Genomic DNA, 12,560 nt, shown 5'->3' on the forward strand with positions numbered 1-12,560 from the left:
TTTCTGCCGCTTACATGCCGATTCTATGATCGATCAGCTTCGCGCGGATCAAGAACCGCTCTACAATTGCCGCAGTCTCAGCCCGGGTCAGGTTGCCCCGCGGCGCGAGTCCTTCCGGCGAACCTTCCACAAGACCGTTCTTCACCGCCGTGATAACGGCCGGCTTTGCCCAAGAGGCGATATCCATCTTGTCCGTGAATGGGGACAGCAGAGCTTCTGCATCGCTCGCTGCCGAATCGAGCCCTGCCAGCTTCATCGCCCGGGACAGGATCACGAATGCTTCTTGCCTAGCAATCGTCCGGTCAGGACCGAACGTCTCGTTCTTGTAGCCTTCGATCAGACCATACGCTGCTGCCTTCGCCACGGCTCCCGCATACCAGTCGCCGGACTTCACGTCGATGAACGCAGCGCTGCTGCCATTGTCGGCCAAGCCCAACGCCCGCACGATGATGGCGGCGAATTCCGCCCGTGTAACCGATGCATCCGGGTCGTAACGGCGCTCATCCACCCCGTTGACAATCATGCGCGAAGCCATATCGTTCACGGCTTGCTTCGACCAGTGTCCCTCAACATCTGCGAAGGTCTTCGGATTCCAGATCAGTGCGTAGTCGCTATTCGTAAGGCTATTCACGACTGCGTAGCATTTCCCTGCCCGCGTCGTAACGAACGTCGGGACATGGCGAACGCTGCCATCCGGATTCACGACTGCCGCCGTTGTTACCTTACTTGCATCAACGCCGGCGGGAATCGAAATTTCGCGTTCTACAAAGCTGCTGAATCGCTCTACGCTTACCGTTTTGCCATTGTACGATGCCGTTACGCTGAATTGAACAGGCGGAACCACGATCGAATAATGACCTTGTGCTGCCGCAGTCTCAGCGGCAACTGCGGTAGCCTCACCGCTCTTGGCAATATCAACATGAACGATAATGCTCGACAACCCAACTTGTGTTCCCAATTGGGAGGAGACCGCTTCAATCGCGATCTGCTGCGCCGGTAGCTTGTAGTTGCCGTATGGCGTCTGCACCTCCAAGATAACCTCCTTGGCCGCCATGCTCTTCACCGCTTCGCCGGTCAGTACTACAGACACTTTCTCCACGCCAGTCGTCACGGGAATAACCACGGTGGACTTGTCTGCAGCTAGCTGCAGCTGTTCCGCCAGTTTGGCTTGATCGACCGTCGCCGTCAGCACGTTCTGGCCATTCTCTTTGGTCGTAACACCAACAGCAATCTGCTCCTTCACCACGCCGTCCACGATGACTTGGAGGCCGGAAGGCTTCTCGGCTGCTGGGGTTGCATTCGTTGATGTCGAAGAAGTATTCGAACTATTCGAAGTATTACGCGTCCACTTCGCGTACAGCGTCACATCGGCTGTTACCGACTCCGATCCGAATCTCCACGCACTCATCCCTGCCACATCCTTGTACCAGCCGGCGAACGTATAGCCCGCTTTCGTCGGCGCTGCCGGCTCGCTGATCATTGCACCGCTATCAACGGTCATGCTGTTAACCAAGCTGCCGCCTTGCGTATCGAATGTTACCGTATATTGCACAGCCGGAATCTGCGTCCATTTCGCATATAACGTCACATTCGACGTGACCGGTTCCGTTGCAAAACTCCATGCCTCCGAACCCGCCACATCCTTATGCCAGCCGGCGAACGTATAACCGGCCTTCGTCGGCGCCGTCGGCTCGCTGATGGTCGCACCGCTGTTCACGGTCACACTGCTAACCGAGCTGCCGCCTTGCGAATCAAACGTCACCATGTATTGCAAGGCGGGTATCGCCGTCCATTTCGCATATAATGTCACATTCGACGTCACCGAATCCGTAGCGAAGTTCCACGCTTCCGCACCCGCTGCATCCTTGTACCAGCCTGCGAACGTATAGCCCGCCTTCGTCGGCGCTGTTGGCTCGCTGACAGTCGTGCCGCTGTCCACGGTCACGCCGCTGACCAAGCTGCCGCCTTGCGAATCGAATGTCACCGAATATTGCACCGCTGGTGCCTCAGTGACTGTAACCTTGCCTGGCGTTAATGTTTTTTCCATTTCGTTCAGGAACGAATCCACAAGCGAGAACCTGCTAAGATCTCCCGTCTGCACACTCAACGGCTTATCACCTGTCACCGCGTCGCTCTTAATCTTGAAGCTGATCGTGAATAGCTTCTCTCCTGAGGCAATCGGCGTATCCCCGCCATCGCTATCCGCCCACGCGGCCAGCAGCCATCCTGTGTTGTTATCATAGTTAGAATCGAAATAGTCTCCCGCTTCCCCCGTAATCTTCGATATTTCCAACGCTGCCGGGTCATAATCGATTTGGAGCCCGTAAGCGCTGATGCCATATGTCGAGCTGGCTACCGTTACCGGAACGTCCACCGTAGATCCCGGCGTGCCACTCTTCGCGCCGATTGCGATCTGAGCCGCGTTGCGCATCCACTGCGCATATAACGTCAGGCTGGACGTTACCGCGTCTGTCGCGAATTGCCACGCATGGCTCCCTTCCGGTTCCGTATACCAACCTGCGAATGTGTAGCCGGCTCTCGTCGGTACCGACGGTTCGCTAATCAGCACTCCATTGTTCGCATACTTCGGTTCAACCAGACTGCCGCCTTGCGAATCGAACGTCACGGTATGCGCCCCGTTCAAGACGGTGATCTTGCCTGCTTCCACAGTCGTGGATGCGGGTAGCTCTCCTTCATAAAGATCATGCTTGGTGACATGCAGCGCCAGTTCACCGGGCTGTACGGTATTCTTGATGTTAAAATGAAGGGTGAACGCCTTCGTATCTTCTGTGAATATCGCATATTCAACGAGATCGGCTTGGACATTCACCGTACCCGGTTGGGACAGATCCGCATCGAAAGTATCACCTAAATCACCCACGCCTAAATCGTTCGTAATTTCATCGCCCTGCACCAGCTCCAGGGACTCGGAATCAAATGAGATTGTAATATCATATCGATTAATTAAATCAATCGGCGTCAGATACACAGCCGCTTCGACCGACTGTCCGGGATACCCTTCCGCGCCGCTTACCCTGACCTTGCTTGTCGGATCCACCGGATGCGGTCCGGCGCTGGCTACCGTACTGAAAGACAAAATCATGCTGACCGTAAGTATGATCGAAATTAGTTTCTTCCAATGCATGTTATCAACCCTTTCCTGTGCAAATCGCGAGGATCGCCTTGACATCGCTATCGTCCCATTGCCCATCGCCGTTCATGTCCAATCCCTGCAGCTGCTCCGGCGTCAACGTGATTTTCCCTTTAATGTATTGGGTCAAGAGCAGTGCGTCAGCAGGAGTAACTTTCCCATCGCCGTCCGCATCGCCCATAATGATCTTCGCATAGTAAGCTGTGTACGCAACATCCGCCGTAACTGGCGTTGCCGTCACCTGGCCACTGCTCAACAAGGTATGTCCTCCGTTACTGCTCCAGCCTATGAAGCGGTAGCCGGTCGCGGGGGTCACCGACGGCACATTCGACGGATGGCCACCTATTGTGACCTGTTCGTTTGACCCGCTGATCGTGCCATGATCTCCTGGCTCGTAGCTTACAGTTGCCATCCGCGGTGTCGAGTCAATGATGTCAATCGTCAATATCTGCGCCGCCCCTGCACTGAACGTGAAGGTCAACGTCGTCGTGCCAACGGGTAGTGAGGACAAATAGGACTTTTTGATCCTCACCGTATCCCCGCTAATCGAATAATCGGTTCCCTGTGTCAACGTTACAGCCTGATTATTAATCAGCGTCAGCGCATTTCCGTTAAGCTGCAGCGTCACCTTCACCTCTCGATGATCCTCGGACGGGATATACAAATCGAACTTCGCATTCGACGGATCGATGGCGCTATTTGGCTGCACCTTCAGACTCAGAATCGTACCCATATTGCCGCCTGCCACGAATGTGTTATCGCCAAACGCTGCGGTATAAAGATCCTCTTGCGTCCCGCTCGCCATCGGTGTCCAATCCGCACCGTTCGTCGAGGATAAGATAACCCCTGTATTTCCTACGGCGATATATGTACCATTGCCATAACCCACACCGTTCAACAGGCTTGAAATACCGCTGTTCCGCTTGACCCAGTTCACGCCATCAGCCGAGGTGAGGATCACGCCTGTGTCTCCTACCGCTACAAATTCGCCGTTTCCGTATTCGATCGCTTTCAGATTGCTCTGCGTACCGCTCGACTGCAGCGTCCAATTGTCTCCATCAGGCGAAGTGACAATGTGCCCGCCATCGCCAACCGCCACGAACATATGCTCCCCATAACGAATGGCATTAAGCGTATTCGTCGTGGGACTCGTCACGTCGGTCCACGTTACGCCGTCCAGTGAGCTTCGGATTTTGCCACCGTATTTGACCGCAACGAATTTCCCCTCGCCGAATGTTAAGCCGTAATACGTATCTGTCCAACTCCCGCCTGACGCTCGACTTGTCCAGGCCATTCCGTTAGGGGACGTCATGACCACGTTGCCAGGCCCCACCGCCACGTACGTACCATTGCCATAGCTCACGCTCTCGAACCCGATGGAGGAGTCCATCGCCTGCTTCTGCCAGCGCGCACCGTCGCTGGAATTCAGGATATTGCCAATCTGCCCGACCGCGATAAAGTTATGACCGTAGTATCCGATATCTCGAACAGGCCAGATCGTGCCTTGCGACCGATTCGTCCATGTCACGCCACCGTCGGCAGAAGTCAGGATCGTTCCGAACCTGCCAACCGCTACGAACATGTTTTTGCCGTATGTGACACCTTCCAGATTGTTGCCCCACCCGCTATTCTGCTCTTGCCAAACATTTGCGTAACTGGATGCGGTATAGACTTTGCCACCGTTCCCTACCGCAACAAACTTGTTATTACCATAAGCGACATCAGAGAAGCCATATACCGCAGCGTTCCCGCTGGCTTTACCTGACGTCCATATCCATTGGTTGCGTCCGATTGCCATTGAATATGAAATCTCTCCCGACGATCCAACAACGACATAACGGTTGTTGTTGCCGCCATAAATAACGCCGAGATAGTTCTCCCCTCCCGTGCCGAGCAACCCGTTCCAGTTCACGGTCGTATCTGACCCTACCGTCGTTCGATTTTGACCTGACGCGACGAACCAGCCGTTCCCGAAAGTGATGTCGTATAGCGTTCTGTCTGTTACGCCTGTTTTAGCTGTCCATGTCATTGCATCAGTGGAAATCAGAATTGTTCCTTCAATTCCTACCGCCACGAACTTGTTGTTACCAAAAGCAACACCATACAGCCACTTGTCACCAACCTTCTGACTAGACCATGTAACCCCGTCTGTTGAGGTAAGGATCGTGCCATAGGCTCCGACTGCCACATATTTGCCGTTGCCATACGTCACGCTCTCCAACGTCGCATAAGTCCCGCTATTCTGCGGAACCCAGCTAATGCCGTCTTCAGAAGTTGCAATCGTGCCCATATCCCCTACGGCTACGAACAAATTATTGACGTAAGCAACGTCGTTAAAGGTGTTGCGTGTCGGCAACGGACTCCGTTGCTCCCAGCCGGACGTACTGGCTGCGATTGCTTCCTGTGGAATCGCGGCTCCTATGATTAAGAAAGCCAGCAAAATGAAAAGCCATTTGTTAAGCGCCTTCATCGTCTTTCTTCACTCCCTTTCGATGTATCCCGTCACCCCACGGTGACCGGAATCTAGTTCTTCCTGCCTATCTGCTTCTCTACAGTAGCAAAAGGAGTCTCAACATTTTTACAACATCCTTCAAAAAACGACAAAAACGGTCATCGGATTGTAGCCCGATAACCGTCTTCTTACACGTACATATTCAACTGCCATGCCATGCTAGATTTCCTCTAGCAGCATTCGCTCTTTCATCACCTGGGTCTCACGAGCACCCGCACGATCACCGCTTCGTTCTTGGGCATCCGCCAACAGATCATAGTATTCCTCCCGACCCGGCTCAAGCGCAATCAGCTTGCGCAGCAGCAGTATCCTATGTTCACCTTCGGCTTCGCCTAGCACTGTCAGCAAAGCAGCCATCATGGTCGAGCGGAGTTCAATCCGGTACGCGTTCGCCCATGGATAATGATCGGTCTCCAGATAGTCGCCTCCGTACAGCGATACCGCTCTCTGCCCGGCTTCCCCGCGAAGGCCCGACGTTATCCGTTGTAGCAGTTCTTCCAAGTCACTCCGTATGGCTACGGGATCAAGCCAGTACCGGTCGTCCCCGTATCGTACGACCTCGCCATACCCTTCTGATTTGAACAAGCTGCGCAAATAATAGAGCGACGTATGCAACAATCTCTGGCCGCGCTCAGCAGAATCATCCGGCCACAAATGTTCCAGAATCGTATATTTGTAGACCGGCTGTCCCCGATGATGCCAGAGCAATGCGAACAGTTCCTTGGTCTTGCGAGTGCGCCAAGTCAACAGACGCCCGTCCGCCGTATACAATTCCATGCTGCCGAGCACCTTCAGCGATAACACAGGCTGATCTGTTCCATCGCTCTTCAGTTCGCTACTCCCGTTCGATCCTGTATGTACGCTTTTGTCTTGTTTTTTCGCTTGCAATTTCTCGAAGCGCGACAGCGCCCTAAGCAGCTTGTCCTTGGCAACCGGCTTCAGCAGATACCCGATTGCTTCCGTCGCGAACGCATCCACCGCATACTCGTGATAGGCCGTTACATAGATCACTTCGGCATCTGGGCAACGGGCGCGCAGCATCTCGGCGGCCTCTAACCCGTTCATGCCCGGCATCTCGATATCCAGGAAAATGAGATCCGGACGTAGCGTCCCGCAATGGCGTAACGCATCGGCTATCCATTGGTATTTGCCGACGACCGACACGCCGCCGATCTCGTTCAGCTTGATCTCCAAGACATCGAGTGCGATTTCTTCATCGTCAATCAGAATGGCTCTCCACATGATGTTCCTCCGTCAAATAGATCGTAATTCTTGTTCCCTTGCCTGGGCTGCTGACCATCTTCAGCTTACGCCCGTACCTCATTTGAAGCCGGCGGTTCACATTGCCGATTCCAATCCCGCCGCTATAGCCTTCCTCCAACTGTGCAAGCTTGTCCCCGTTCATCCCGACGCCGTCGTCTTCGACGACAATCTCCACGCCACTTGCGCCTTTACGGACGATGATGTCCACCGTTCCGCCCTCGGGTTTGGGACCGATGCCGTGGCGAACCGCATTTTCCACGATCGGCTGAAGCGTCAATGGCGGCAGAAGACTGTGCACACGTTCGTCGATCGTATACCGGACCTGAAGCCGCTGTCCGAACCGAAGCTGCTCGATCGCCAGGTAAGCGTGCACTAGCTCCATTTCCCGTTCCAGCGGAACGGCTTGACCTTGGAACACGAACGTGAACTTGGCGCGCAAATAGGTGGTCAGATGCTGGATGGTCTCCCGAAGCTTGTCCACATCCTTATAACTAAGGCCGACCAGCGCGTTCAGACTGTTATATAGAAAATGCGGCGTAATCTGGGTCTGCAGAAAATCCATCTCCCGGCGCACAGCCTGCTCCGAGGAATTCTTCATCGCGAGCAGCGATTGGACACGGGCCTTCAGTTCCGCGAGCTCGAATGGTTTCTGCAAAATATCGTTAGCGCCAGCTGTAAAAGCGGCGAGAATATCCCCCGTCTGGCCGGACGCGGTTAACATAAGCACCGGGAGCTCAGAGAGACCATGCAGCTCCCGGATGTCCCGGCAGATGTCCAAGCCGGATATGCCAGGCATCATCAAATCCAGCAGCACAAGGTCCGGCTTATGGCTTCGGAGTGCATTGAGCGCTTCCTCCCCGCTCCCTACCGCTGTGTATGTATGCTTCATGGAAGCGACGGCATCCATGGCTACCTTCAGATTGGAAGGCTCATCGTCGACGATTAGGATGTGAGAAGTCGCTTCTCCACCCTCGCTGCCTGCCCCAGCAGTGGAGAGCAGAACCGGATGCTCACGGAACTCGGTGAACTCGGCATGGACGCTGTCAACTTCGTATACCGTGGAAGCTGCCGCCTCGAACGCCGCATCTACGACCATTGGCAGCGTGAACGTGAATCGCGATCCCCGTCCCACTTCGGATTCCACATGCATAACACCGCCTTGCAATTCGACGAGCTGCTTCGAGATGCTCAGTCCAAGTCCGATCCCATCGCGCGAACGTGCCCCCTCCTCGTCGTATTGGTAGAACGGCTGGAATAGATGGCTCATGCTCTCCTGCGGTATCCCCCTGCCGGTATCGCTGACGGTAATGAACAGCATTTCACCCTGTCTCTCAGCGGAAATGGATACTGTCCCGTGATCGGTATACTTCAGTCCATTCTCCAACAGGTTATGAAGAATTTGCCGCAGCCGGTTCTCATCTGCCAGGACAAGAGGGAGCGTTGGCGGCAGCTCATTCACAAGCCGTACCCCGCTCTTGATCGGAGCGATCGACAGTGTCTCAATCACGAAGGCGGTCGAGATGTATACATCCACCGGCTTCGGCTGCACACGCAGTTCGCCGTAACGGATTCGATTCAGGTCGAGAATGTCGTTCACGAGTCCGGCGAGTCGACGCCCAATAAGGTTCAGGAGCCGAATATTGTCGCGGTGCTCCAGCGCAAGCGGGGTGTCGGTATTATCAAGCAGCGATTGCGACAGATTGACGATGCCATGCAGCGGCGTCCGAAGCTCATGTGATGTTTTGGCCAGAAATTCATCCTTTTGCCGATCATAGATCATCAACTGCTGGGCTTGCCGTTCAATCCGCAAATAAGCTGTACGTATCCGATCGGTCATGAGGAACGATTGCGATAATACGACCAACAAGAGCGTTACGATAATAAAATATGGGCTGTCCAGCGCCAGCTGATACCGCGTCTGGGCGAACACCCAACTGATCACGAGAAAGAACGCCCCGAGCAGCACATAGTAAATCTTGACCCCATGATGGCGATTGCGGAATATCGATGCAAAGATAATCCCGAAAGCCAGAATCTGCATTAGAATGCCTGGCACCAAGATCGGCACCAGACCCTCATTCGGAATGAAGAGCAGAACAATCATGAACATATAACAAATTCGCAGAAACGCTTTGATCCACTTCCCAGGCTTATCATCCAGATAGAGAAGGAGGTAATGAATAAAGAACAGGATTGACAGCGATGGGAGAATGAAGAGCAGCTTCTGCAGCAGCGGAAATGAAATCGACGGCATCAGCGAGGCGAAGACAATCTCATCGTCAATGCCGAAGAACAGCCCTAAGGAAAGGCAGAACAAACTAAAGAAGATCAAGTAAGGTTCCCTTCGCCATTGTCTGAACATCCCCGCAAAATAAATGCCGAACACCAATAGTGTCGTGATGACAATCATATCCGCCATGCGGGCGGTGTCCCGCCGGTTCATCACCTTATCTGTCGCCCCGAACTCCGGCACTTGCACGAGTCCGCCTTGCAGATAGCGGAAGCTTGCCACCTGAATGATAATCTCAACCGTATCCGACTCGACTCTAACCGTCCCGAAGAACGGCAGGTTGCTCGGCACGAAACGATCGGCCGACACATCGGGCCGCCCTGTGCCGCCCAGATCGTGGCCCGCCATGTAAATGCGACTGGACAGGCGGATTTTCTTCGCTCTTAGGCTGTAAGACTCCGCCTCGTTTACCTCCACCTTCAGCCGGTACGTTCCTGCACCAAAACCGCTGTCCGATACGTTCCCCTGCCGGTCCTCAGGGACGTTCAGCATCCTTCGATGGCCTTGCAGCTCCTGTTCGCGTTCCGCAAAGTCGCGAGGCGCCAACAATTGGTCCTTGTAATACTCCCACTCCCCCCGCAGCGGAATAATTCCCTGCTTCGCAAAATCCCAATGCCTGGCATCCAACACGCCTGCCCGTGCTTCGGGATAGCTAACATCAGGATGAAGCCATTCATAGACAGTGATCGAGGTCGTGACGGCAAAGACGACGACCATGCCGATCAGCACGAGCAATTGTTTCCTCATAGGGATGTGTTCCTTCCAGTCTATCATCATATATCGTACGAATTTAAAACAAATCACCCCAAAAATCAACCATAAAAAACCAATCTTTCAACTCCGAGGGGCCAAGACCTGTCTTCCCGCTCGACCGGATTTGTAGTATGCTAGCCATACAAGGAAGGAGAGGGAATCTATGGTAAAACAACTGATTGTAGGAGATGTCTTGAAAGAGCTCGCCACGACGCGCCGCATCCTGGAGTGCTTGCCCGACGAACATATGACGTGGAAGCCGCATGTGAAATCGATGTCGCTGGGCGGGCTGAGTACGCACCTGATCAACCTGTTGAACTGGCAAATCGCGATTTTCCTTCACCCGGAATTCGACCTTGCAACCGTGCCGTTCCGGCGAGAAGCGCTGGCAAGGCGCGAAGACGTGCTCGAAGAATTCGACGCGAACGTCGCCAAGCTGGAGCACCTGGTATCCGAATGCGACGAGGCGATGCTCGGCGAATCATGGTCCCTGCGGAGCGGCGACCATGTCATTCTGCGTGAGCCGCGGGCGATCGCGCTTCGCACGTTCGGCGTAAGCCACATGATTCACCACAGGGCGCAGATCGGGGTATATCTGCGATTGCTCGATATCCCTGTACCGGGCGTCTACGGCCCTTCAGCAGACGAAGAAGGCAATTAAATCAGAACGTAAACAAAGCCATCCTGCAACAGCACCGAATGCCGTTGCAGGATGGCTTTGTTTCATTCGCCGCCCACGCTTGGGTTATCCTCCAAAAATAGCCTACGTTTCCTTGCCGGAATCCGTATATTCACAGAAGTCCCAACGCCCCTTCGGCTAAAGATCGATACACCGTATTCTTCGCCGTATTGAAGTTGTACCCGCTGATGAATATTTCGGATGCCAAATCCGGTCTCACTCTCACTTGATGAATTCAAAATCTCTGCCATGCGTTCTTGCTTGAGACCCATGCCATCATCAATCACACGATAGAGAATATCGTCCCCCTCTAGCCGAGCGACGATTCGAATATGGATGCGTTCCCCGCCGCTCCACGCATGCTTCAATGCATTCTCGACGAAGGGCTGGAGAATCAGCTTGATCGTCTCATACTGCCATACGGCAACGTCGATATCAAAGGTCACTTCAAGCCGGCGCCCGTATTTAATCTTTTGGATATCCAGATACGCATTCGCCTGTTCAACCTCTGACGAGACGGGAATTAACGTTCTGCCCGAATTCAAGGTTAATCGATAGAACTTGGCTAGCTCTACGACCATCTGCTGCAGCTTCTCATTTTCTCCGAACTTAGCCAGCTGATTGATCGAGGAGAGCGTGTTGTAGAGAAAGTGCGGGTTAATCTGCGTCTGCAGCATCTCGAGCTCCGCTTCCTTCTTCTCTAGCTGGGTTAAGTAGACTTTTTTGATTAAGGCTTCAAAATCTTCCCCCATATGATTTAACGCGGTAGCGATTTGCGAGAATTCATCTTTTCCTCTATACGTGATGCGCTTATGCAGATCCCCTTCCCGAAAAGCATTCAGCACTGAAATAAATTTCGTAATTCTTTTAGAAAAGTAACCCGACATAAAGATGCCCATGAAGGTAAACAAAAACGCGCATAAAATGCAGATTCCTATAATGTATGTCCGCATACGCGCGCCTTCCTGTTGAATCGTCGTCAAAGGAACATGCGCGACAAGGGTCCAATCTTGCTGCGGCATATTCTCTTTGAGCGTCAAATATTCCCCCTCCGGTCGAAAATCCGCAAGGGATGGCGGCGTACTCAGATCAAGCTCGCTCACCTTCGCCGCATCATGACGCTTCTCGTCTGAAGCATAGATAACACGCCCCGTGCGGTCTTGGATGAACAGCATCGCGCCTTCACCAAGCTTACGGGCATCCACGCTCTCGAACAGCTCATCTCGACGAACGCTGAACCTCATCACGCCTACTTCCTTCGCGTTGAGCGGGTTCTGTAAATCTACGATTCGGCGAATCATGGATATACGATTGCTATGTACATCATCTTCCACTTCGGCCCATCGTTTCGTAATGCCGTATTCCTCATTCGGAAGCTGCTCATACCATGGCCGATGCACGATTCGGTTCATATGATAAACGTTATACGTTTGTTGCGTCGCGTCCAGGGCACTAGCTTCATAGATATCTTGATTCTCTGGTTCATAGTTGTTATAGATCTCCGGAATCGTCTCATTCGACACATACATGAACAGTCTCAGATTCATGCCGATTGACTTCGATGCGCCCGTTAGCTTCGGGATAATCACGTTTTTTAAGCGCAAGTTGTTTTCCTTGAAATTATCGGTTTTCACGTTTAAACGTTCTATAAAATTCTCATCGTCATATAACGTTGACGAAATGCGCACCATATCATCGCTTTTATAGGCTACATTGTCTCGAATCTGAACCAGCGTACTTTGAATATTGCTGCTGGTCTGCTTGCGCATGGAAGAATCGTACATCGAATGAGACACATAGCCGTTGACTGTTACAAGGACAATAATAAATACAAGATAGGACATCATCAGCTTATACCCGATGGGCACATAGCCGCGATATTTACCTTTCTTCCAGCCCACTCTCATCTTTA

General features: G+C 53.1%; 6 protein-coding genes. 1 reads left to right on the forward strand and 5 read right to left on the reverse strand.

Translation table 11 applies throughout. The annotated features are described in order from the left end of the window. Positions 1-10 precede the first annotated feature (10 nt). The 4 genes from GCU39_RS16785 to GCU39_RS16800 form a co-directional block, all read right to left on the reverse strand. Positions 11-3,145, reverse strand: coding sequence for an InlB B-repeat-containing protein (locus GCU39_RS16785; RefSeq protein ID WP_193726518.1), 3,135 nt, complete (start codon positions 3,143-3,145; stop codon positions 11-13). Positions 3,146-3,149: 4 nt separating this feature from the next. Next, complete coding sequence (locus GCU39_RS16790; protein ID WP_152394570.1) at positions 3,150-5,621, reverse strand: X2-like carbohydrate binding domain-containing protein; 2,472 nt, start codon at positions 5,619-5,621, stop codon at positions 3,150-3,152. Positions 5,622-5,822: 201 nt separating this feature from the next. Then, positions 5,823-6,905: a response regulator gene (locus tag GCU39_RS16795; RefSeq protein ID WP_152394571.1), complete on the reverse strand. Its 1,083-nt coding sequence runs from the start codon at positions 6,903-6,905 to the stop codon at positions 5,823-5,825. Beyond that, entirely contained in the window at positions 6,883-9,963 is a 3,081-nt protein-coding gene (locus GCU39_RS16800; RefSeq protein ID WP_193726519.1) for a hybrid sensor histidine kinase/response regulator, read from the reverse strand. The genes GCU39_RS16795 and GCU39_RS16800 overlap by 23 nt, the downstream gene beginning before the upstream one ends. A 169-nt stretch (positions 9,964-10,132) precedes the next feature. Here GCU39_RS16800 and GCU39_RS16805 point away from each other — a divergent pair, with 169 nt between their 5' ends. Beyond that, a complete protein-coding gene (locus GCU39_RS16805) occupies positions 10,133-10,630 on the forward strand; it encodes a DinB family protein (protein ID WP_152394573.1) in 498 nt (165 codons plus the stop codon). Between the two features lie 62 nt (positions 10,631-10,692). Here the strand turns inward: GCU39_RS16805 and GCU39_RS16810 are convergent, their stop codons facing one another. After that, positions 10,693-12,555, reverse strand: a complete 1,863-nt coding sequence (locus GCU39_RS16810; RefSeq protein ID WP_227793236.1) for a sensor histidine kinase — start codon at positions 12,553-12,555, stop codon at positions 10,693-10,695. Positions 12,556-12,560 lie beyond the last annotated feature (5 nt).

This window comes from Paenibacillus guangzhouensis (genome assembly GCF_009363075.1).
GTDB lineage: Bacteria > Bacillota > Bacilli > Paenibacillales > Paenibacillaceae > Paenibacillus_K > Paenibacillus_K guangzhouensis.